Source organism: Nocardia uniformis NBRC 13702 (genome assembly GCF_001613345.1).
Taxonomy (GTDB): Bacteria; Actinomycetota; Actinomycetes; order Mycobacteriales; family Mycobacteriaceae; genus Nocardia; species Nocardia uniformis.
Genome location: NZ_BDCE01000098.1, coordinates 1 through 21999 on the forward strand (window position 1 = coordinate 1; position 21999 = coordinate 21999).

General features: G+C 66.6%; 21 protein-coding genes and 1 pseudogene. 4 read left to right on the forward strand and 18 right to left on the reverse strand.

Annotated features, from left to right (window positions below; translation table 11 throughout):
* Positions 1–473 precede the first annotated feature (473 nt).
* Entirely contained in the window at positions 474–863 is a 390-nt protein-coding gene (locus NU1_RS34990; RefSeq protein ID WP_067528284.1) for a hypothetical protein, read from the forward strand.
* A 155-nt stretch (positions 864–1018) separates the two neighbouring features.
* Here the strand turns inward: NU1_RS34990 and NU1_RS34995 are convergent, their stop codons facing one another.
* The 4 genes from NU1_RS34995 to hemB form a co-directional block, all read right to left on the reverse strand.
* A complete protein-coding gene (locus NU1_RS34995) occupies positions 1019–1282 on the reverse strand; it encodes a hypothetical protein (RefSeq protein ID WP_067528286.1) in 264 nt (87 codons plus the stop codon).
* The gene (gene mce1N, locus NU1_RS35000; RefSeq protein WP_067528289.1) at positions 1282–1812 is read right to left on the reverse strand and encodes a transport-regulating membrane protein Mce1N; all 531 of its coding nucleotides are present in this window, start codon (positions 1810–1812) and stop codon (positions 1282–1284) included. The genes NU1_RS34995 and mce1N overlap by 1 nt, the downstream gene beginning before the upstream one ends.
* 274 nt (positions 1813–2086) lie before the next feature.
* On the reverse strand, positions 2087–2602 hold the full coding sequence (locus tag NU1_RS35005; RefSeq protein WP_067528291.1) for a hypothetical protein: 516 nt from the start codon (positions 2600–2602) through the stop codon (positions 2087–2089).
* Positions 2599–3576: a porphobilinogen synthase gene (hemB, locus tag NU1_RS35010; protein WP_067528293.1), complete on the reverse strand. Its 978-nt coding sequence runs from the start codon at positions 3574–3576 to the stop codon at positions 2599–2601. Before hemB ends, NU1_RS35005 begins: the two co-directional genes overlap by 4 nt.
* Before the next feature lie 236 nt (positions 3577–3812).
* On the opposite strand from hemB, the gene NU1_RS35015 reads away from it, so the two are divergent.
* Positions 3813–4166, forward strand: a complete 354-nt coding sequence (locus tag NU1_RS35015) for a hypothetical protein (RefSeq protein WP_212762222.1) — start codon at positions 3813–3815, stop codon at positions 4164–4166.
* Between the two features lie 74 nt (positions 4167–4240).
* Here NU1_RS35015 and NU1_RS35020 read toward each other — a convergent pair whose 3' ends face one another.
* From NU1_RS35020 to NU1_RS35040, 5 genes are all read right to left on the reverse strand, one after another.
* Positions 4241–5806: a bifunctional uroporphyrinogen-III C-methyltransferase/uroporphyrinogen-III synthase gene (locus tag NU1_RS35020; protein WP_067528295.1), complete on the reverse strand. Its 1566-nt coding sequence runs from the start codon at positions 5804–5806 to the stop codon at positions 4241–4243.
* 73 nt (positions 5807–5879) lie between these two features.
* Complete coding sequence (gene hemC / locus NU1_RS35025; RefSeq protein ID WP_067528314.1) at positions 5880–6902, reverse strand: hydroxymethylbilane synthase; 1023 nt, start codon at positions 6900–6902, stop codon at positions 5880–5882.
* A gap of 159 nt (positions 6903–7061) precedes the next feature.
* Positions 7062–8510: a glutamyl-tRNA reductase gene (locus NU1_RS35030; RefSeq protein WP_067528297.1), complete on the reverse strand. Its 1449-nt coding sequence runs from the start codon at positions 8508–8510 to the stop codon at positions 7062–7064.
* Positions 8507–9421 carry a redox-sensing transcriptional repressor Rex gene (locus NU1_RS35035; protein ID WP_084522093.1) on the reverse strand — a complete coding sequence of 305 codons (915 nt, stop codon included), beginning with the start codon at positions 9419–9421 and terminating at the stop codon, positions 8507–8509. Before NU1_RS35035 ends, NU1_RS35030 begins: the two co-directional genes overlap by 4 nt.
* A gap of 343 nt (positions 9422–9764) precedes the next feature.
* Positions 9765–10025 carry a glutaredoxin family protein gene (locus NU1_RS35040; RefSeq protein WP_067528299.1) on the reverse strand — a complete coding sequence of 87 codons (261 nt, stop codon included), beginning with the start codon at positions 10023–10025 and terminating at the stop codon, positions 9765–9767.
* Between the two features lie 397 nt (positions 10026–10422).
* Here NU1_RS35040 and NU1_RS35045 point away from each other — a divergent pair, with 397 nt between their 5' ends.
* Positions 10423–11421, forward strand: coding sequence for an HAD family hydrolase (locus NU1_RS35045; protein ID WP_067528301.1), 999 nt, complete (start codon positions 10423–10425; stop codon positions 11419–11421).
* Between the two features lie 214 nt (positions 11422–11635).
* Here the strand turns inward: NU1_RS35045 and NU1_RS35050 are convergent, their stop codons facing one another.
* From NU1_RS35050 to NU1_RS35085, 9 genes and pseudogenes are all read right to left on the reverse strand, one after another.
* Positions 11636–12652, reverse strand: coding sequence for a lysophospholipid acyltransferase family protein (locus NU1_RS35050; protein WP_067528302.1), 1017 nt, complete (start codon positions 12650–12652; stop codon positions 11636–11638).
* Positions 12649–13680, reverse strand: a complete 1032-nt coding sequence (locus tag NU1_RS35055) for an NAD-dependent epimerase/dehydratase family protein (protein WP_067528305.1) — start codon at positions 13678–13680, stop codon at positions 12649–12651. The genes NU1_RS35050 and NU1_RS35055 overlap by 4 nt, the downstream gene beginning before the upstream one ends.
* Before the next feature lie 211 nt (positions 13681–13891).
* Complete coding sequence (locus NU1_RS40865; protein WP_003402602.1) at positions 13892–13993, reverse strand: 30S ribosomal protein bS22; 102 nt, start codon at positions 13991–13993, stop codon at positions 13892–13894.
* A 187-nt stretch (positions 13994–14180) separates the two neighbouring features.
* Positions 14181–14420, reverse strand: coding sequence for a helix-turn-helix domain-containing protein (locus NU1_RS35060; RefSeq protein ID WP_084522097.1), 240 nt, complete (start codon positions 14418–14420; stop codon positions 14181–14183).
* A 189-nt stretch (positions 14421–14609) separates the two neighbouring features.
* Positions 14610–15428 (reverse strand): pyrroline-5-carboxylate reductase, encoded by an 819-nt coding sequence (gene proC, locus NU1_RS35065; RefSeq protein WP_067528307.1) that lies wholly within the window; start codon positions 15426–15428, stop codon positions 14610–14612.
* A gap of 451 nt (positions 15429–15879) precedes the next feature.
* Positions 15880–16779, reverse strand: a complete 900-nt coding sequence (locus NU1_RS35070) for a thioesterase family protein (protein ID WP_084522095.1) — start codon at positions 16777–16779, stop codon at positions 15880–15882.
* A 445-nt stretch (positions 16780–17224) separates the two neighbouring features.
* A complete protein-coding gene (locus NU1_RS35075; protein WP_067528309.1) occupies positions 17225–18136 on the reverse strand; it encodes a sugar phosphate isomerase/epimerase family protein in 912 nt (303 codons plus the stop codon).
* A 46-nt stretch (positions 18137–18182) separates the two neighbouring features.
* Positions 18183–18431 (reverse strand): annotated as a pseudogene (locus NU1_RS44500) (Rv0497 family membrane protein); the annotation flags it as partial.
* Between the two features lie 1814 nt (positions 18432–20245).
* Positions 20246–21253 (reverse strand): Ppx/GppA family phosphatase, encoded by a 1008-nt coding sequence (locus tag NU1_RS35085; RefSeq protein ID WP_084522096.1) that lies wholly within the window; start codon positions 21251–21253, stop codon positions 20246–20248.
* Between the two features lie 65 nt (positions 21254–21318).
* Between NU1_RS35085 and NU1_RS35090 the strand changes: the two genes are divergently transcribed.
* A partial coding sequence (locus NU1_RS35090; RefSeq protein WP_067528322.1) for a DUF3109 family protein occupies positions 21319–21999 on the forward strand: 681 nt, incomplete at its 3' end.

A 21999-nucleotide genomic window follows, 5' to 3' on the forward strand; every position in this document is an offset into this window, starting at 1 on the left:
GTCATCCCGACGTGCCCCGCCCCGCCATCCCGACGTACCTCGCCTCATCCCCCGGCGCGCCAGCCCCGCCATCCCGACGTGCCCCGCCCCGCATCCCGGCGTGCTCGAGCCCCACCAACCCGACGTGCTCGAGCCCCGCCAACCCGACGCACCAGCCTCGCAACCCGGCGCACCCAACCCCGTCATCCCGACGTGCCTCGCCGCATCCCTCCGGCGCGCCAGCCCCACCATTCCGACGCGCTCGAGCCCCGTCATTCCGGCGAGAGGTTGCCACCAATCGGGATGACGAGAGGTTGCCACCAATGGGGCGACGAGGGGTGTCCTCAAGCGGGCGTAGCGGGTTGCCACATTGTCGCCAGATCCGCATTCACCGAGTCCAACCCGGCAACACGCGCCGTAGTTCATTCGCCGGAAGGTTGCTGATGCGTAATCTCTGCTGTGACGGCACTATTCGGACTACGGGAGGCTCGCCCATGCGGATCGCACTCTTCGGCGCTGGACTGTTCGCGGTGACAACCGCGGCAATGACAATCGGCGCGGGGACTGCGGGGGCGGGGGTGCCGATCGCGCAGTTGGATCAGGGCCGGATCGGAGTCCATCTGTCACATGAGGAAACCGCGGCGCTCGCGAGCGGACCGGTGCCCGCGGTGGTCAGCATGTTCGTCCCATTGAATCGAATGGGAGCCGGGCTGCATCCGCAGACCGAGATCTATCGCGATGACCGCGGCGGCGTGCACGCCTCACTGCGCCAGGTGGTGGTTGAGGCCGCACAGCACCCGGACGGGACCATCGTGATGTTCTTGAACGCACCCGGCACCCGCGGTGGCCGGGTATTGGACGTCTATCAGAACTGGACCCAGTAGGTCCTCGCGGGCGTCGCTAGGACAGCGGCACGCCCAGGCAGAACGCCGCCCACCCGGTGCTGAGCAGGCAATTCAGCGGTAACGGCAGGAGATCCAGCCACGACGTAGCGACATCCATAAGCGTCATAACCACTGATTGTCCGCGCACAGCGGCCTCAATCGTGGACGCGGCGATTCATTGTCCGCCGATTGTCCGGGAGTACCCGGGCAATCAGGTCGATCACCAGCAATCCACCCACCGCCACCGCCAACGCGGCCAGGGCCAACCACGGTCCCGAATAGCGAATCGCGTCGAAACTCGGCATATCCCCGTTGGCCGCGAACCAAGTGGTCTGCACTCCCCGTCGCCAGCTCCAGACGGCGACGACGGCACACAGCGGCGTCAGCACGAGTTCGGCGAGCACGGCAAGCCACCGCATCAGCGCGCCTCCTTCTCCTCGTCCTGCCCGGTCGTATCCGAGTCGGGCCCGGTCGACAGTCGTTCCAGCGCCTCGGTGAGTTCGGCCCGCAGCGTGTAGTGATCGCGCGCCCAGGCCTGGACGAGCCCGCCATCACGCAATTTCAGGCCGACACCGTGACGCCGACGTGGTACGCCGGTGAGTTCACCGAGGGCACGCGCCGACTGCCAGTCCACATCATCCCAGGACTCTTCGTCGACTTCGGGAAGCACGGCCGCGATATTTCGCAGCGGCAGCACCTCGGTCCCCTCACGCAAATGGGTATCGGTGAGTTCGACGCTGATGTGCCGCCGCCCGGCGATCACCTGCAACCATACGAATCCACCCAGGAGGACGGCGCAGAAAACCAATCCGAACCAGTGAATCGCGCCGCCGCGCAGTACCTCGAAGACCAGGATGAGGGCGCACAGCGCGGGACCGTAGGTGACGGTCCGCCAACGCATACCGGGTTCGGCGAACAGCACACCGGATTCGGGAGCCGACGCACTCATAGGCCCGGCGTTTCGATCGGGAGGTTCAGCCGACGAGCCCCGGAATCAACAGCACGGCGAGCGTGACCAGTCCGAAGAGAATCAGCAGACTCAGCACCATCAGATCTCGCCGAAGGCTGTGCGGCTGCTGGATGACCACTCGCATCGTTGCCTCCGTCTTCCCGGAGCCGAATCGACCATGCCACAACGCATGATGAGCGGCTTCCGGTTCCCGTTTTCCCTGTGACTGTCCTCACCATACCTCGCCTACCGGTGAGTACAAACTCCGCGGTCCTCACTGCGGCCCCGGCCGGAAGTGAGCATCGGATTCCTTGCGATAACAAAGAAATACGGCCCCACCCGCCAAAACGGCCTGCACGATCGACGCTCCCCCGCCGATCAACGCGGCGGGTCCGTCCAAATCCCCCGGACCGAATAGCGAACCGATCGCACCGACAATGAGGAATGCGGCGAATACGGTGAGAAGCGTTCGCGCCCAAGCCTTTCCGCGAAAGAGCAGATACGCCATGCCCGCTGCCGCACCCAGCAGCAGCAGCAGCCACAGCACCGCCATGCCGATGAGCATGACGACGACCGCCAATTCCACCTGCGGCATGGTGGCAGATGGCTGATCGGCCTTCACCTGGTCGAAGAATTCCTCAGCCAGGTCCTTCCGGTTACCGAACTGGGTGAATATGGTGGCGATTACCTGCACCACGCCGACAGTCAAAGCCGCCCACCACAATTGGGCAGCGGTGCGGACATCCTCGGGAACGGGTCGCGGACCCGCGGCTGGAACGATTGGATTCACGACAGCCAGTGCGCTGCCTCGGTCGCCCAGTAGGTGAGCACGATATCCGCACCCGCCCGGCGAATTCCGGTGAGCGACTCCAGGACCGCGCCCCGGCGATCGATCCAGCCGTTCTGGGCGGCGGCGGTGATCATGGCGTACTCACCGGAGATTTGATACGCGGCCACCGGCACCGTGGAACGGTCGGCGACATCGCGCAGAATATCCAGGTACGACATGGCGGGTTTCACCATGACGATATCCGCGCCCTCGGCCAGATCCAGGTCGAGTTCCCGGATGGCTTCGCGCCGATTGGCCGGATCCTGCTGGTAGGTACGGCGATCGCCCTGTAGCGAGGACCCCACCGCCTCCCGGAACGGGCCGTAGAAGGCCGAGGCGTATTTGGCGGCGTAGGCCAGGATGCCGGTGTCGATATGTCCGCGGGCATCGAGCCCGGCACGAATGGCGGCGACCTGGCCGTCCATCATGCCGCTGGTACCGAGCAGATCCGCGCCGGTCTCGGCCTGCGCGATCGCCATATCGATATAGCGGTGCAGGGTGGCGTCATTGTCGACGCCGCCCTCGGAGCCCAGTACGCCGCAGTGCCCGTGATCGGTGAATTCGTCGAGGCAGGTATCGGCCATGACGACCGTCGACCCGCCGACCTCCTGCACCAGTGCCCGGAGCCCGCGATTGAGAATCCCGTTCGGGTCACTGGCCTGGCTGCCGCTGGCGTCCTTGTCCTCCGGGCGCGGCACGCCGAACAGCATGAGTCCGCCGACGCCCGCGGCGACCGCCTCGACGGCGGCCTTGCGCAGCGAATCCATCGAATGCTGGTGGACGCCAGGCATGGAACTGATCTCACGCGGCTCATCGAGCCCATCCGCCACAAACATCGGCAACACCAAATGCCGTGGCTCGAGCGTGGTTTCGGCGACGAGGCGACGTAGAGCGGGGGTACGGCGCAACCGCCGTGGGCGGTCCAATCCGGTCATGTTCGCATGATATGCCCCTGCCGCGGACAGGTTGCGAGACGGTCCTGCGACAACGGCGACAACCGCGTGGCCTGCGAATACGCCAATCGATGTCGGTTGTGTTCCGGGCTTGGGAAACAGGCCGATATGACAATCGGCCACGCGACCTGCGCCCACCCGCGACCGGACCGAATCGTTCCTCTCGATAGCTCGCTGAGCAGCGGATCCTGTCGGTGGCTGCGGGTACAATCGAATACATGTTCGAGGGTTCGCATCGGGCCCTGATCGCGACAGGAGGGATCGTCGTGCTCACTGCCATTCCGGATCTACCCCAGGCAGCCGTACCGAAGAAGGGGGACGTCATCGACCACGCCTGGCGGCCGATCATCAAACAGCCGCTCCCGGCCGGTCGCCCACGCTCGTGGTACATCGCCCACAACCGACGCCTCAAGGCCATGCGGCTGGCCATCGCCCTACTGGATGCCGGAGCCTTCGGCGCCGAACAGGCGACAGACGAAAAGATCCACCGCACAGCCGAAATCGTCGGCGTCCGCCCACCATCACCCGCCACCTGCCGCATGGTCCGGCGAATGATGGAGGCCCGCCGCTAGCCCGACGAATACGGAACGAGCCCCGCACCTTTCGAGTGCGGGGCCCGTAACGTCAGCTGCGCTGCGGCAGGCGGCTAGCGGCTGCTGCGGCGGCTCTTCTTGCGGGGCGGGGGCAGTAGGCCCTCGGCGCGCAGGTGGGCGGCGTGCTCGGCGAGAGCCTCGACGAGCGGGCCGACCTGAGCGGTTTCGGGCTGCACGTCTACGCGCAGGCCGAACTCGATGGCTGTTTCGGCGGTCTTGGGGCCGATGCAGGCAACGATGGTGCGGGCGTGCGGTTTACCGGCGATGCCGACCAGATTGCGGACGGTGGAGGATGAGGTGAACAGCACCGCGTCGAAACCGCCGGTCTTGATCATTTCGCGGGTCTCCGCGGGGGGCGGAGAGGCACGCACGGTGCGGTAGGCGGTGACATCGTCGATTTCCCAGCCGCGATCGCGCAGGCCCTCCGCGAGGGTCTCCGTGGCAATATCCGCGCGGGGCAGCAGGACCCGGTTCACCGGATCGAAAACGTCGTCGTAGGGCGGGAAGTCGGCCAGCAGACCCTCGGAGGACTGCTCACCCGACGGCACCAGTTCGGGATTGATGCCGAAGGAACGCACCTTCTCCGCCGTGGCCTCGCCGACACAGGCGATCTTGACACCGCTGAAAGCGCGGGCGTCCAAACCGAATTCGGCGAACTTCTCCCAGACGGCGCGCACCGCATTGGTGGAGGTGAAGACGACCCACTGGTAGCGGCCGTCCACCAGACCCTTGACCGCGCGCTCCATCTGCGCCGGACTGCGCGGCGGCTCGACCGCGATGGTCGGAACCTCCATCGGGATGGCACCGTGATTGACGAGCTTCTCGCTCATCTCACCGGCCTGCTCCTTGGTGCGCGGCACCAGCACGGTCCAGCCGTACAGCGCCCGCGACTCCCACCACGACATCTTGGAGCGCTTCTCGACCTCCTTGCCGACCGTGACCACCAGCGAGCCGACCAGTTCGGAGGCCGCGTTGTTCAGGGTCGCCAGGGTGGCCTCGATGGTGCGCTGCTGCCGGGTGGTGCCGCGTACGGTCACCGCCACCGGGGTCTGCGGCGCGAGGCCGTGCTCCACCAGCGCACTCGCGGTCTCGGCGAGGTGCCCGGAGGTGGCGTGCAGGACCAGCGGACCCGGTGCGGCAGCGACCGCCGCCCAATCCACCTCGCCGCGCACATCCACCTCGGTGTGGCTCGAGCCCAGGGCGATGCCCGCGTAGGCGGGCACGGTCGCGCCGGACGGCAGACCGGGCAGCACCTCGAACATCATGTGCGAACGGGTGACGGCATTGACCTCCTGGATCACCGAATCGGTGGTCAGGGGGTCGCCGGACACCAGGCGCACCACATCGAAGCCATTGCGGGCCTCGGCGATCAGCGTCTTGGCCACTTCGCTCGGATCACCGAGCGCGGGGCGCACGTCCACGGTGCTCGCACCGTCGGGACCCGGCTCCACCGCCGCGCCGATCAGGGCGAGCACGCCCTTGTCGACATCGGGATCGGTGAAGGCCAGCGTCGCCCGCCCGATGACCTCGCGGGCCCGAACGGTGAGCAATGCCGGATCACCAGGTCCGGATCCCACAAAAAGAATCCGGCCGGGCTGCTTCTTCGTAACTCGACTCATGCCCACTCCTCGCTAGCGCTCGGCGCGGCCACGGCCGAAGGCCCCGTGCTGTTGATTCGCTCGCTGCGCTCACTCATCGTTCGTTCTCCATAGGGCTGGGATTGCTGTTAGGGGCAGCGCCTTCCGCGTGGGCACTGAGCAGGTCGCGCGCCCCCAGCTCCAAGAGCTCACGCGCCAATTCGCGACCCAGTTCCGCGGCATTCGCGACCGGGCCGACCGCAGACGCTCGGATCACATCCGAGCCGTCGATCGCCGCCGCGCACCCGCGCAGCGACAACTCCTCCATCACCCGGCCGTCGTCGTCGAGAGATTCGACGACCTCGGCCAGCGCACCGACGGGTGCGGTACAACCCGCCTCCAGTTCGGCCAGCAGCGCCCGCTCCGCGACCACCGCGGCACGGGTGCCGGCGTCGTCGAGCGCGGACAGGATGGTTACGAGTTCGGTTTCCTCGGTGCGGCATTCGATACCCAGCGCGCCCTGTGCGGGGGCGGGCAACATCTGCACCGGTTCCAAGCTTTCGGTGACGGCCTCGGTGCGGCCGATCCGGACCAGTCCGGCCCGGGCCACCACCACGGCGTCGAGTTCGCCCTCGGCCACCTTGCGCAGGCGGGTGTCGAGATTGCCGCGCAGCGGCACGATCTCGAGGCCCAGGCCGAGCGCGCGCAGTTGAGCGGCGCGACGCGGCGCCGAGGTGCCGATTACCGATCCGGCGGGCAGCTCACCGAGCACCAGACCATCGCGCGCCACCAGGGCGTCGCGCGGGTCCTCGCGCAGCGGAATGGCCGCGATGGTGAAGCGCGGATCCCGCGCGGTCGGCAGGTCCTTGTACGAGTGCACCGCGATATCCACGGTGCCCGCGGCCAATTCCTCGCGCAACGCGGCGGTGAATACGCCGACGCCGATCTTCTCCACCGGCTCCGACGACAGGTCCCCCGCCGTCTTCACAATGACGAGTTCGGCCTGCTGTCCCGCCGCGATCAGTGCGTCGCGCACAGTGCCCGCCTGGGTCAGCGCCAACAGGCTGCCCCGGGTACCGATACGCCACGGTGATTCGATCGTGCCGCGCATTCTTGTGTCCTGCTCTCCGTGCACCATCGCTCCGGTCATGCGCTGTGTCCTTTCGGGCATGAGCAGGGGCCCTGCGTAGTTACGCAAGCTGCCGCCTCCGGGCCTGACCTGCTCATACCGGTCCTTTCGGGCATGAGCAGGGGCCCTGCGTGGTTACGCAAGCTGCCGCCTCCGGGCCTGACCTGCTCATACCTTGGGCCCCTGTTCGTCCCCCAGATGTGCGGCCGTGAAATCGTCCGCCAGCTCCCCCAGCGCGGCGACTTCCATCGGCGCGGCCACCGCCTGTGCCGCACCGGGTTTCAGCTCGAACAGCTCTCGCAGCGCCTCGGCGTAGCTGTCACCGCCCGGCGTGGAGGCCAGTTGCTTCACGCGCACCGTCGGCGCGTGCAGCAGCTTGTCGACCACGCGACGCACGGTGCGCACCACTTCTTCGCGGTCGGTGGGATCCAGGCCGGGTAGTCGGGAATCCAGCCGCAGCATTTCGGCCTCGACCACATCCGCCGCCCGCTGCCGCAGCGCCGCCACGGTCGGCGTCACCTCCGCCATGCGCTGTCCGGCAAGGTATTTCGCGAGTTCGTCGGCGACAATGGACCGTGCGGCGGCGGTATCGTCGGCGGCCGCACCGGCCGACGGATCGCGCTGCAGCGTCTCCATATCGATGACGGTCACACCCGGCAGTCCGGCGACGGTGTGCTCCACATCGCGGGGCAGACCCAGGTCGCAGATCACCAGATGCTTGTCGGTGCGTCCGGCCAGCGCGTGGTGCACATCGGCGAGGGTGACCACCGCACCGACCGCGCCGGTACAGGTGACCACCACATCGGCCGCGGCCATGGCCTCGACCATGCGCGAGATTTCCATGGATTCGGCTGCCACACCGTGCATTTCGGTGGCGGTGCGGGCCAGGCGCTGCGCCCGCTCCAGGGTGCGGTTCACCACGATGATGCGATCGACTCCGGCCCGCGCCAGCTGCGCCACCGCGAGTCCGCCCATCGCGCCCGCACCGAGCACCAGCGCGGTCCGGCCGGTCAGGGCCGAGCCGAAGGGTACGACGGTCTCGGTCGTGACGGTGGCCGCGTCCTCGAGATCCATCGACGAGGCCCCGAGCACCAGCCGGGCCCGCTCCAACGCCACCGACACCACCGATGCGCCCGCGCGATCGATTCCGGTCTCCGAATGCACCCGTTTGCCGACCCGCAGCGAATGCTGAGCCAGCTCGTGCAGGGTGCGTCCGGCGGCCTGCTGCTGATCGGCGGCGGCGTAGGCGGCACGGATCTGGGCGAGCACCTGCTGCTCCCCCACCACCATCGAGTCCAGGCCGCTGGCAACGGCGAACAAATGCTCGGCCGCCGCCTCGGCGTAGCGCACATAGGCGTGTTTGGTCAGTTCCGCCAGCGGCAGCCCGGAATGCTTGGTCAGCAGTTCGCTGATCTCACCGAGTCCGCCGTGGAACGCGTCGACCACCGCGTAGACCTCCACCCGGTTGCAGGTGGACACGATCATCGCCTCCGAAACATGACTGGAAACGAGCATCCGGTCCGTCAGCTTCGGCCGATCGTCCTCGGTGATCGCAACTTTCTCCAGCACCGAAACAGGCGCGCTCCGATGTGAAATCCCCACGAGAAGAACACTCATGGTGTGACCACCGATCCCTTGGTTGGCTCCATTGCCGCATGAGAAGTCTGAATCGGCGTCACCTGACGCGTCGCCGGGCATGCCGCGCCATTCTGGGTAGCGGTCCGGCCGAGTCGGGTCGGCACCACTCGCGACCCATCGGACGCGGCGTGCACGGTTTCGGCCCCCACGCCGTCCCTCATGGATTCAGCCCTAATGGATTCAGCGCCTGCGGCGACCTCACGGTCGGCGGCCTCCAGTTCGGCACTGCGCGCCAGCTCGAACGACAGCAGCTGCATTTCCACCGCCAGGTCCACGCGCCGTACCTCGACGGCGTCGGGCGCGTCCAGCGCGACCGGCGAGAAGCTGAGAATGCTCTGCATTCCGGCGGCGACCAGCAGATCGCAGACGCTCTGCGCGGTCGCGTCGGGCACGGTGATCACCGCGATGGTCGGTTCCAGGGTGGCCACGGCCTCGGCCAATTCGGCGACATCGCGCACGACCAGTCCACAGACGGACGTGCCGATTACCTCCGGGTCATTGTCGAACAGACCGACCATTCCGAATCCACGGCGGCGGAACCCGCCATAGCCGACCAGCGCCCGGCCGAGATTGCCCGCGCCCACGAGGACGACCCGATGTCCACCGGACAATCCGAGCACATCCTCGATCCGGTCGCGAAGTTTGATCACGTCATAACCGACACCGCGAACACCGTTGGGCCCGAGGAACGAAAGATCCTTGCGCAGCTTGGCGGAACCGACACCCGCCGCGACAGCCAGTTCCTCACTCGATACGATGGCGGTACCTTCGTCGGCGAGTACGGCGAGCACCCGAAGATACGTGGCGAGACGCGCCACAGTAGCCTGCGGGATGTCCTTCTGCAGAGCCCTGCCGGAGACGCCACTCGGCGTCTCATGCTGCTCTGTCACGTCGCTTGCGCTCCTCGTCCGGGCCGGGGGTGAGTGTCCGGGGCTCGTTATGTCGACCCGACGCCGGGCGACCGTCGTGGTGCGGTCGAGTCGGGGTTCTGGGGTCGCTACCACTGCCTTCGAGAACACCCCGAGGCGGGTTGCGTGCCACCACCGTAACCGCTTGTGCAGCCCTTCACAAAGTCGGTGAATTCAGTCACTTTGCCGAGGCACCGACCCCGCGGCCCATTCAACCCCGATCACGGCGACACCGCTACGCAACGCGCCGGGAAAACGAACCGCCAGATAGCCCGCGTTTCTTCCCCCAGGGGGTACCCGGGCAGGCCCGCCCGGTACCCCGATATCAGCGCCCCAGATCGGCCCGCAATCGCGGCTCGTCGACATCGAAATAGCTGTGTTCACGACCGTTCAGCAGGACCACCGGTAAGCGATCGCCGTATTCGGCGCGCAATCCCGGATCGGTGGCCGCCGCCTCGTCCACATCCACGGTCGTGGGCACGATGGAGAATTCCGCGCAGATGACGCGCAATTGCTCGAGCGCGGTCGTGCACAGGTAGCAGCCGGCACGGGTCAACAGGGTCACCGTGTGTGCGGGGTCGCTCATAACGTCATTCAACAGTATTCGAAACCTTGGAGGTTCGTTCCCAGGCTGCGATTGACTCCGCCGGAGCGAAGTAGCGGTACTGCGACCGCGTCGTGTGGGACGCTCCCGCACCCAGGTCGGGCCAAACCGCCACCCGGCGGTGAATTCCCGATCCAACTGCGCAAGTACCCGATCCTGGACCACGACAACCCGCCAACCTGATCCCCGGAACGTCCGAGGACATTGGGGCGGCATCGATATCGGCCCAGAGCTCCACAATAGCGCGCACTACCGGGTCGATACATCGAAATGCGATAGCTCCGGGGAACCAGTCGCAACACTTGTCGATCGCCGTCTACGTGCCGGCCACCGGCCCGCGATACTGTGGACCTGTTCGCGCTAACAGGCGGAGGTACCGGTGCCGGAACGATCGAAAGAGGCGAGGACGGGATTCATCGCGGGCCGATTCGGTGAATTTCCGACCCGCTGGGGTGGACTATCGGATCAGTTGACCCGGATCACGCGCAGCCCCTTCGGACCCAGCGAGGAAGAGGTCCGCGCGAATGTGGCCGGCGAGGCCAGCGCGGAAGCTGCCCTCGCGCACGTGGCCGAGGAGCCACCCGTCGAATCGGTCCCGCGCGACCTGACGGCGGCGGCGTTCTTCGATGTCGACAACACCATGGTGCAGGGTGCGTCCATCGTGCATTTCGCGCGCGGACTCGCGGCGCGGAAGTATTTCAAGACTTCCGACCTGGTCGATATCGCCTGGAAGCAGGTGAAATTCCGGGTCACCGGCAAGGAGAACAGCTCGGATATGGTCAGCGGTAAGGAGAAGGCGCTGGAGTTCATCGCCGGGCGCTCCACCGCCGAGCTGGCCGAACTGGGCGAGGAGATCTACGACGAGATCATCGCCGACAAGATCTGGCCCGGCACCCGGGCGCTGGCGCAGATGCACCTCGACGCCGGACAGCAGGTGTGGCTGGTCACCGCCACGCCGGTGGAGTTGGCGCAGGTGATCGCCAAGCGACTAGGTCTGACCGGTGCGCTCGGCACGGTCGCCGAAAGCGTCGACGGGGTCTTCACCGGACGACTGGTCGGCGACATCCTGCACGGACTCGGTAAGGCGCACGCGGTGCGCACCTTGGCGATTCGCGAGGGTTTGAACCTGCGGCGCTGTTCGGCCTACTCCGACAGCCACAATGACGTGCCGATGCTGTCGCTGGTCGGCACGGCGGTAGCCATCAATCCGGATTCGGATCTGCGTGAGGTCGCCAAGAACCGCGGCTGGGAGATCCGGGATTTCCGTACCGGGCGCAAGGCCGCGAAGGTGGGCGTGCCCACCGCCCTCGCGCTGGGCGCGGCGGGCGGTGCGGCCGCCGCGGTACTCACCCGAAAGCGCGAGGCGAAAGCGGGTTGATCAGTTGTCGTCCTTCGGGAAGCCACCGACGAACAGGATGGCGATCAGGAGGGCGCTGACGACGGAAACGATCGGGATGATCCACATAGGCATACCCGAACACTACAGTGTGTAGTAGATCACACTACAGCCTGTCGTAGAAAAGTGACGCGAATGACAAGCGGCCCGGTCCCCCGAGGGGCCGGGCCGATCCTGTTGCCGCCGAAGACAATCCCTAGCCGGTAAACGGATTGCGGCGCTTGGTGAGCAGTTTGTACAGCGTTTCCTGGATGGTCTCGCGCACCTGATCGGTGACCTCGAACATGGTCATCGGATCGTCGGCCTCCTCCGGCTCGAACCCGGCCGTCGAGATCGGCTCCCCGAATTCGATATGCCACTTGGACGGCAGCGGCAGCGCGCCCAGCGGACCCAGCAGCGGAAACAGCGGTGTCACCGGGAAATACGGCATACCCAGCAACCGCGCGAGCGGCTTCAGGTCGGCCAGCTTCGGATAGATCTCCTCCGAGCCGACGATGGAGCACGGAATGATCGGCACGCCCGTGCGCACCGCCGCCGAGACGAATCCGCCGCGCCCGAACCGCTGCAGCTTGTACCGATCCGCGAACGGCTTACCGATGCCCTTGTAGCCCTCGGGGAACACCCCCGTGATTTCCCCTGCGCGCAAGAGCCGTTCGGCGTCGGCGGGGCAGGCGAGGGTATGCCCGGCCTTGCGCGCCAGCCCACCGACCAGCGGCGTCTCGAAGACCAGATCGGCGGCCAGCAGGCGCAGTGCGCGCTGCTTGGGATGGCGGTCGTGCACGGCGAGCTGCAGCATCAGCCCGTCGAGCGGCACGGTGCCCGCGTGGTTGGCGACAATGAGCGCGCCACCGGTCTCCGGGATGTTCTCGATACCGCTGACCTCGACCCGGAACCACAGTTCCGACAGCGGCCGCAGCATCGGCAGAATCACCGATTCCAAAAGATGCTCGTCCAAACCGAATTCATCGACCTGATAGTCGCCGGTGAGGCGGCGGCGGGCGAAATCGGCGGTATGGCGCACCGTATCGGCAACCGTGCCGCGGACCAGCTCCCCCAGCGATTTCGGCTGCCGCGCTTCGACTTCGGCGAGCCGGTCGGTCAATGATGTCACCGGACTCAGCGTGCGTTGACCCGGCCACGAACGCGACGAACGTTGCTGCCGCGCCTCGAAATCCACATCGTGAAGTCGAATCACCTTCGCTACGTCACTCATTGCTGTGCTCCCGCCCCGGCCCCGAGGAGGCCGAGAAGTTTGTTCTCTGCGGCATCGATCCAACGAGGATCGATAACGGGCCGCAACGCTGCGCCCCCTATGTAGTCGTCGAAAGCCTGCACCGTGGTCCAGCGCGGCTCGAAACCCAGTTCGGTGCGCATCCGGGTGGTGTCCAGACCGCAGCCGAAATGAAAATAATCGATCTGTTCGGCGGTGAATTCCCGCATCACCGGTCCCATCAGTTGACGGCCGAAGGTGCGGAAAGCCAGGAAGGGGACCGGCAATTCGATCCGGCCCGCGCGACGGATGGCCTGCGACAACGCCATCGCACCATCCCCCGCCACATTGAAAGTGCCGCCCGGCGCGTCCATGGCCGCATGGGCGAGCGCCGCAATGGCGTCCTCCTCGTGCAGCAGCTGTAGTCGCGGATCGCGCCCCAGGATGGTGGGCGTGATCGGCGAACGGAAATATTGCACACCGCGGCTGGCCAACTGCGGACCCACGATCGGTGAAAAACGCAGAATTGCCGCCGAAATATCGGGACGCCGACGCGCGAGCCCGCGGACGAATCCCTCCACCTCGATCATGTCGCGTGCGAACCAACCGCGCGGTGGTGTGCGCGCACTCATTTCCTCGGTGAATTTCACCGGATCCTTGGCACTGCAACCGTATACGGCCGATGACGATCGGACGACCACTCGACGCACATGATCGGATTTCTGACAGACCGCGAACAGCTGCATCGCGCCGAGGACATTGATGTCCTTCATGGCCGCGCGCCCGCCACCTGAGGGTGGTCGCGACAGTCCCGCCGGGTGGATGACCGTATCCACCCGGCTTCCGTCGATCACCTTGCGTATCAACGGGTTTCGTATGTCGGCCCGAATGAACTCGGCGCGGCCCATACGGCGCAGCAGTTCCGGGCTGGGTTGTTTCGCGTCTACCGCGACAATGCGCTCGATGGACTCGTCGGCAGCCAGACGCGCCACCACATTGCCACCGAAGAACCGACTCGCGCCGGTTACCATCACAACCTTGGGCGCGTGTCCGTCACGGATGCTCGGCCCACCGGATCCCACGTGCAAGCCCCCATTTCTGTTTTTCCCGCGCTCTCAGGGTAGCCGCCGGACAGGGGGTCGCCGAAGACTATTAACCAGCTTCTAACGATGACTTCGCTCACCCGTCAAAAAAGTTGAAGCCCGTCACCATCGGTGACGGGCTTCAGCTACGACTCAGCGCTTACTTGCCGAGTTTGCGACGCTGCACGCGAGTGCGACGAAGCAGCTTGCGGTGCTTCTTCTTCGACATGCGCTTACGGCGCTTCTTGATCACTGAACCCATAGGGGTTGCTCCTCGCGTTCATCTCGGGTCACCCCCGCTTCCGCGGGGAGCACAATTCCTGACCCTGCACAGTCCTAACCCGTTACAGGCCGACGAAGACCCGACGGCACCACCGGCATGTACAGGATGCCGGTCTATGCTACCGGGCCACCGTTCGGCGAACGAAACCGGTCGGGGGCTGTCGCCGCTATCCGGCGTCGAAGTAGGACGTCTCCAGGTAGTCGTGCACCGCCTTCGCATGCACTCGGAAGGAGCGTCCCACACGTACAGCGGGCAACTCTCCCGAGTGCACCAATCGGTACACGGTCATCTTGGAAACCCGCATCAGATTCGCCACCTCGGCGACAGTCAAGAACTGAGTGCCTCCGCCGATGACGTTCCCTGCGTTTATTGGGGTGTTTCCGGACCTCGCTTGACTATTTCCCATCATGCGTCACTGACCTCCGGCACGTCCGCGCCGCCGGCTTCCCCACCGGCGGAACAGACACGCACGTGCTCCATGCAGCTTATCGTGACCAGTGGTGTTGCTGCGACGGGTGTGAGAAATCAGCCTTTGCTGTGGCGAGTCGGAGTCCCGCAGCAAACCAGCAACCGGGCGGTCGTCAGGATTATCGGGCTAGTCCGGGGTCGAGCCCTGTTCCGCGGAACGGCTCTTGGCGGCGTGCAGTGCCTCGTGGAAGGCAGAGCGGACGCCCGCGCGCTCGAGTTCCCGCAAGGCGGCGGCGGTGGTGCCCGCCGGGGAGGTGACCGCGGCCCGCAACTCGGCGGCACTCTGGCCGGACTCGTCGAGGAGGGCCGCGGAGCCGAGCATGGTCTGGACCACCAGCTGGGTGGCGACATCGCGAGTGAGGCCGAGACCGATGGCGGCGTCGACCATGGCTTCGGCCACGAGGAAGAAGTAGGCGGGGCCGGAGCCGGACACGGCGGTCACCGCATCCATCTGCGATTCGGCGACGACCACCACCTTGCCGACGGACTCCAGCATGTCGGTGACCACGCGCAGCTGTTCGGCACGGGCGTAGCGCCCCGCGGCAATGGCGCTCATGCCCTGCCCGACCAGCATCGGGGTATTCGGCATCACCCGCACCACCGGGAAGCCCGCGGACAGCTTGGACTCGAAGCGGGCCGTGGGCACGCCCGCGACCAGCGACACCATCACCTGATCGCGTTCCTCGCCCAGCTCGGCCTTGGCCAATTCGGTGAGCACCGGATCCACATCGTGCGGCTTCACCGCCACGACCACCACATCCGCCCCGGCGGTGGCATCGGCCACGGCGTCGGTTACCCGCACTCCGAACCGCTGAGCCAGCAAATCGGCACGCGCCGGAACCGGCTCCACCACCACCAGATCCTTGATCGCCCGCCCGGATTCGAGCAACCCGGCGATCAACGCCTCCCCGATCCGACCTCCGCCGATCACCGCAATCCTCGTCATGAGTTCCAAGGCTAGCGGTGCCGGATGGCCCCGCTACGGCCGCCCGCACGGTTGGCGGCGGTTGACAGGAGGGCTTGACGCGGGCCGGTGGCAGCGCGGCGATAGACGGCGTCCGGCCGCAACACCCAACCCTGCGAGGAACCTGACCGAACACGCGCCGAAGCGGCCGATCTCAGCGATTCGACAGCCCACGTCGAACGCCCGCCGTGATCCGCGGTTGCGGAAGCAGATTGAGCAGTTGGCCGGGCGTACCGCAGGTTTCGCGACTGGACCACCCCGTCATCCCGCGCGCTTCTCGGCCGGGATCCACACCGCACGGCGCCACGCGGTCATCGCGATCCGTCCGGTGTGGCCGTGCTGCCGTCGGGCGTGCAACAACGCGAGTGTGGATTCCGGCCAAAAGCATGCCGGAATAACGAGGGCATTCCGCGCAGGACTCCTGACCGGGCGCTCAGCGCGGCTGCGGGATCAACGCGAGTTGGCGGCTCTGGGCGACGATGGCGCCGGTGGAGTCGAGGACCAGCTGGTCCTCGTCGAACATGCGGCCGCCGATTTCCTTGGCGTTGGCGATGATTCGGAGCCAGCCGGGGGCCGGGCGGCGGCGGAGGTAGGTGGTGAGCTGGACGGTGGGGGCCCAGCCGAAGTGGCCGCGGTTCATGGGGACGGGCGGGCTCATATCGGCGGCCATCAGGGCGAAGTAGGTGAAGACGTCGGAGTCGGCCGCATCGGCGGCGAAGGGGCGAATCCACAGGCGCAGTTCGGGCTCGCCCTGCTGTCCGGCGAGGAAGGGGGCCGAGGCGCCGTCGAGGGCCACCGAGGCGCCCTGGGCGACATGGACGATCTTGCCCATCGGATTGTTCTCGTCGTACGGGAGCGCGTCGGCGGGCGGCTCGGCGGGCATGCCCTGGGACTTGTCGGGCGCGTAGATCGGCTCGATGTCGTCGAGGTGGCTGAACGTGAAGGCGGTGTGCACGAGGGTACGGCCGCCCTGGATGAGGCCGACATCGATCAGACAGATCTGGCGGCCGATCTTGCGGGTGCGGACCTCGTATTCGACCTCGCCCGGTTCGGGCGCGCCCAGGAAATCGGAGCTGGCGGCGATCGGGAACATGGCCGACTGTTCCGGTGCGGTGCGGCGCAACCACGCGACGGCGGCGGCCGCACTACCAGCGACCATGGTGCCGCCGTGCAGTTTGGGCCCGATGGTCCAGATCGGCTCGATTATGCCGCCGTAGCGACCGGTCTCGGCATCGTCCGAGGTCAAGTCGATTACCGCGCAGACGCGGCTGAAGGGCGCGTCACCCACGGTGGTGCTCGGCTGTTCCAGATCGACGGTCGACTCCGCTGTCATCCGCTGCTCCTCCTCGGTTACCGATCGGTTTGTACAGCGTACGACCGACGGCGGTGGCAGCCACCCCTCCGGTGGCGTGAATCACTGGGGCAATGCCGATGGATGGCTGCGCGTATGGCCGGCGCGCCCGCGTGCACGGCCTGCGAGACCTGCACGCAACCACCATTCCAGCCACTCACGATCGTCATTCCGGCGTGCTTTTGGCCGGAATCCACCGTTGATCAGTAGTGGATCCCGGCCAAAAGCACGCCGGGATGACGGGGTGACCGCATTCCGGGATGACGGGCGGCTCACGCCAGATGACGGACGACGCGCACCGGACGCCGCACATCGCACGACGCACACCGGACGACGGACGACGCACACCGGACGGGCGGCCGTAGCGCGGGCGGATAGCGGAGGTGCGGTGTGCCGCCATCCGAGCCCGACCGGCACGCCGCACGCCTCAACTCTGGTGAGCGCCGGTGTGTTCTGGTTCCGGGGTGCCGACCGGACCGAGGCCATTGAGGTGGCGGCGGGCGAAGGTGAGGGCGCGGTGCAGCATGGCGGCGCGGTCGAAGGTGGTGCGGGCGTTCTGGGTGTTGATCTCGATGACGGCTTGGCCCGTGAAACCGCTGCGGGTCAAGCTGTCGCAGAGTTCCACCAGGGGCTGGGTGCCCTCGCCGGGAATGAGGTGTTCATCGTGTGCGGCGCCGCGACCATCGGCGAGATGCAGGTGGGTGAGGCCGCTGCCCATGCGCCCGGCGAGAACCAGGGGGTCCACCCCGGCGGTCGCGGTATGCGACGTATCGAGGGTGTAGTGGCGGAAGCCGGTGTCGGTGGGGTCGTAAGACGGGCTGAATGCCGTCAGGGACGGTCCGGGACCGCCCCGGCGCTCCAGGCGTTGGATGGCGCGGTCGCCGCGCGCGAAGAGGGTGTCGGCCACCCGCATGGGGAACATGTTCTCCACGGCGATCACGACCGGACTGTTGTCCTCGAGTTCGATGATCTGCTTCGCGAACCCCTCCGCGTAGCGCCGCTGCCAACGGAACGGCGGATGCACCACCACGGTCGACGACCCCAGCGCCGCCGCGGTATGCACGCTGCGCGCCAGCTTCGCGATCGGATCCGATCCCCAAACCCGCTGTGAGATCAACAGGCACGGCGCGTGCACCGAAAGCACCGGCACCTGATATTTCTGCACGAAGGATTGCACGGTCGAAATGCTCTGGCTGGCCGGTTCCGCCCAAACCATCAGTTCCACACCGTCGTAACCGACTTCGGCCGCATAACGAAATGCGGCCTCCGTATTTTCGGGATACACCGATGCGCTGGACAACCCCACCCGGATATCCCTGCGCCCCCCGCTGTCGTTCATGGCCCCCGATGCCTGCCCGATATTCCCCACTCTGCCCGCTCCCTGCTCAGGTTGTACTGAGTAGAAAGGCTAGCGGCCCGAGCGTCACAAAGACGCCTACGACGACAGCAATCACAGTGCTGAAAATGTCATCGGTGCGGCGCAGTACGCGAACGAGTGCGACCAGACCGAGAATCACGATCATCGCCAGCGCCAGCGCAACCCACGGGAGCATTTCCCACAGGCGCTCGAACCCCTTGAACAGCAACATTCCCGCGACCGCCGCGCCCGTGCTCTGTCCGCCCAAAATCAGCCACTGGCGGCGATTTTCGTCATCATCGGATTCACTGGTTTTACTGGGTCGGCGGACCCGAGTGGCGAGCGCTCTGAACCGCTCGGCCACGGAAGGCCGCGCGTTATCGTCGATTTCGTCGTCCTCGAGCAACGGCGAGTAGATATCGGTCGCGCCCTCGTAATCCTCGTCCGGGTCGGCGGCGCGCGACTTGCGCCCGAATCCGCCCTTACCGAAGGAGCGTTCGCCGGATCGTCGCGAACGACGCGACCTCGGTTCGTCGTCACGATCGTGTGCGTCGCGCAGCAGATCACCGGCAACCGTTTCGCCGGAGAGCATCTGCTGATCCTCGCGGGCAAGCTGCCACGCCGAGGTGGGGTCGTCCGGCTGCGACGGTGTGGGCGCCGGGGCGGGTTCGGTCGCCTGGCGTCTTCGTGCGGACCAGGCGGGCGCACCGCTCGCGACGGCACCATTGCGACGCGCATCCGCGCCGCGCGGGTCGATGCCATGCGGGTCCGCACCGCGTGGATCGGCAGCACGCGGGTCCGCACCGCGTGGATCGGCACCGCGGCGGTCGGCCTCGCGCGGCGGTTCGGCGCCACGCCAAGGTTCGGCCTGCGGAATATCGGCTCCGCGCCGGGGTGCGCCTTCACGCAGCAGTTCGGCTACCCGCCGGGATTCGTCATCGAGCGGGGCACCGGCACCGTGCCACGATTCGGCCGCATGCGGAGCTTCGACACCGCGCTGCGCTTCTTCAGCCTGCCGCTCGGCATGTCGCCGCGCCGAGCGAGACATGGGCGGAGCCGGGGCTGTCGCGCCGCGTTCGGGCGGATTGCCCGGTAGTTGTTCGGCTTCCCGCGCTCCCCACGGCGGCAGATCCAGGCCCGCGTCCGGCACCGGAGCGGGTCCACGGAACGGTCGCACCTCGGTGGTCTCGTCATCGGGATCGAATTTGCGTCGGCGGCGACCACCGGTCCCGGCACTCGGCGTCGGTGCGGGCGGGGCAGCTGCGCTCGAATCGGCTCCGGCTCCGCCGTAACCCAGCTCGTCCAAGGGCGACGACAGTGGATCGGGCTTGCGGCGGCGTCCGCCCGACTGCCGGTCGACGGTCGGGGCATGCCCGTTGTCCTGGGCCGTGCCGTACCCCTGAGCGGCATAGCCGTTGGCGCCGTAGCCATTGCCGTGCGCCCCGTAGCCATCGGCGTCGTAACCATTGCCACCGGCCTCGTAACCGGAGCCATAACCATTGCCGCCGCTGTAACCGTTGGCCTGTGTGCCGCGGCCGTTGGGCTGGGCTCCATACCCGCTGTCGGCGTCATAAGCCTCTGCGTCACGCCCGCCGGTCGAGGATCCATATCCATTGCTGTGCGCCCCGTACCCGTTGGCGGAGTTTCGTCCGTCAGGTGCGGATTCGGTGGGCTGCCAATCGTTTTGACCAGGCGTGTTCCAGTTGTATCCGGATGGCTCCGATAGCGATGGCGCGGATGGGGTGCCGGAGGACGCGAGCGGGTCATAGAAGGAGATGGGACCGGAAAGCGGCGAATGGTCAGTCCCGGAATCCGGCGCAGCATGGGAATAGCCCGAATAATTCGAGTAGTTCGAATAGTCCGATTCAATTGGCGCGGACTCGGATTCGGCCCGGCCGTCCTCCTCGGGCGCGGCATGCGACGACGAGCCCGGCAGTACCGGCATATCTCCGGTCAGATCGGCGACAGAGATCCCGCGGCCACTCCGCCGTCGACGGCCACCCCCGCCACCGCTGGCCGCGGGCGCGGGCGCGCCCTCCTGGCCATTGCGGGCCAGCAGTTCAGCGACGGACAGCTGGGTCGAATCCTCGGTCATCGAGTTACCGTTTCGATCGGGGATCCCGAGACGGGCGGACGAGCATCCGATTGTGCCCCACCAGCAATCGGTTCGCTATCTATGTCGGTATCCAGTTTTCGCAGGATCAGTCCCTCCCGCAGTGCCCATGGACAAATTTCCAGGGTATCCAGAGATAGCGCTCGCATACTCGCCTCCGCGATCAATGCGCCAGCCACCAACTGCTGTGACCTATCCGAACTCACGCCTTCCAATTCTGCCCGGTCGGCAGCGGTCATTCGGGAAATAAATGCGATCAGCTGCCGCAGACCGGAACTCGTGAGCGTACGCCGCGCGCGCGGACCTGCGGTAGAGGGGGCGGCGCCGGTCAAGCGCGCCAGCGAGCGGAAAGTCTTCGACGTTCCCACCGCCAGATCCGGCCGACCCGGCTCGAGCAGCTGTTTCGACGGAATCACGAGTTCGGCGTCGAGCCAGTCACGCAACACGCCCACCCGCCGCTTACCCGGCGGGTCGTGGCGCAGCCAGTCCCGGGTGAGCCGACCGGCTCCCAGTTGCAGCGAAAGCGACACATCCGGCTCCTCATCGGCGCCATTGCTCATTTCGAGCGATCCGCCGCCGATATCCAGATTCAGAATCCGCCCGGCACTCCACCCGTACCAGCGGCGCACCGCCAGGAAGGTGTTGCGGGCCTCGTCAACCCCCGCCAACACTCTCAGATTGACCCCGGTCTGGTTGCGCACCATGGTGAGCACCTGCTCGGAGTTGGTGGCCTCACGCACCGCCGAGGTGGCGAAGGCCATCAGTTCCACACAGCCGGAAGTCTTTGCGATGCTTGCGAATTCGCCGACGGTCCGGGTCAGCCGGGCAGAGCCCTCGGGCGTGATCCGGCCCTTGTCATCCATACTTTCCGACAGCCGCAAGGTGGCCTTCGTCGAGCTCATCGGGAGGGGGTGGCCACCACGATGCGCGTCCACCACCAGCAGATGGACGGTATTGCTTCCCACATCGAGTACACCGAGCCGCACAAGAACACGGTAACGGGTGTGGCGTCCCTTCAGGCATGGCGACCGAACTGTTAGCGTTCCGCGGTGTGACGGCAGGTGCATCCGCGAGCGCGCCCACTGGGCTCCGATCAGCGGCGAAGATCGATCCAAGTCCCGAGGTCGAGCTGGACTTCCCACGAGACTGGATCGAATTTGTCGATCCAGCAAATAACGAGCACCTGATCGCGGCGGACCTGACCTGGTTGATGTCGCGCTGGACGTGCGTATTCGGCACTCCGGCCTGTCAGGGCATTATCGAGGGCCGCGTCGACGACGGTTGCTGCTCCCACGGCGCGTTCCTCTCCGATGAGGAGGACGGCAAGAAGCTGCACAAGGCTGTGAAAATGCTCACACCCGAGGATTGGCAGCTCATGCCCGAAGGCACCGACGACACCGGGAAACCGCGCAAGAAGCTCTATCTCGAAGAGGATGAACTCGACGACGAACCCGCCCTGCGCACCCGGCGTGTCGACGGCGCCTGCATCTTCCTCAACCGCCCCGGCTTCGAGGGCGGCATCGGCTGCTCGCTGCACACCATGGCACTGCGCAAGGGCCTGGAACCGCTGACCGTGAAGCCCGAGGTGTGCTGGCAGCTGCCGATCCGCCGGGTACAGGACTGGGTGGAGCGCCCCGACGGCGTCGAGATCCTCAAGACCCAAATCACCGAATACGACCGGCGCGGCTGGGGTGCGGGCGGATTGGACCTCAACTGGTACTGCACCGGCTCA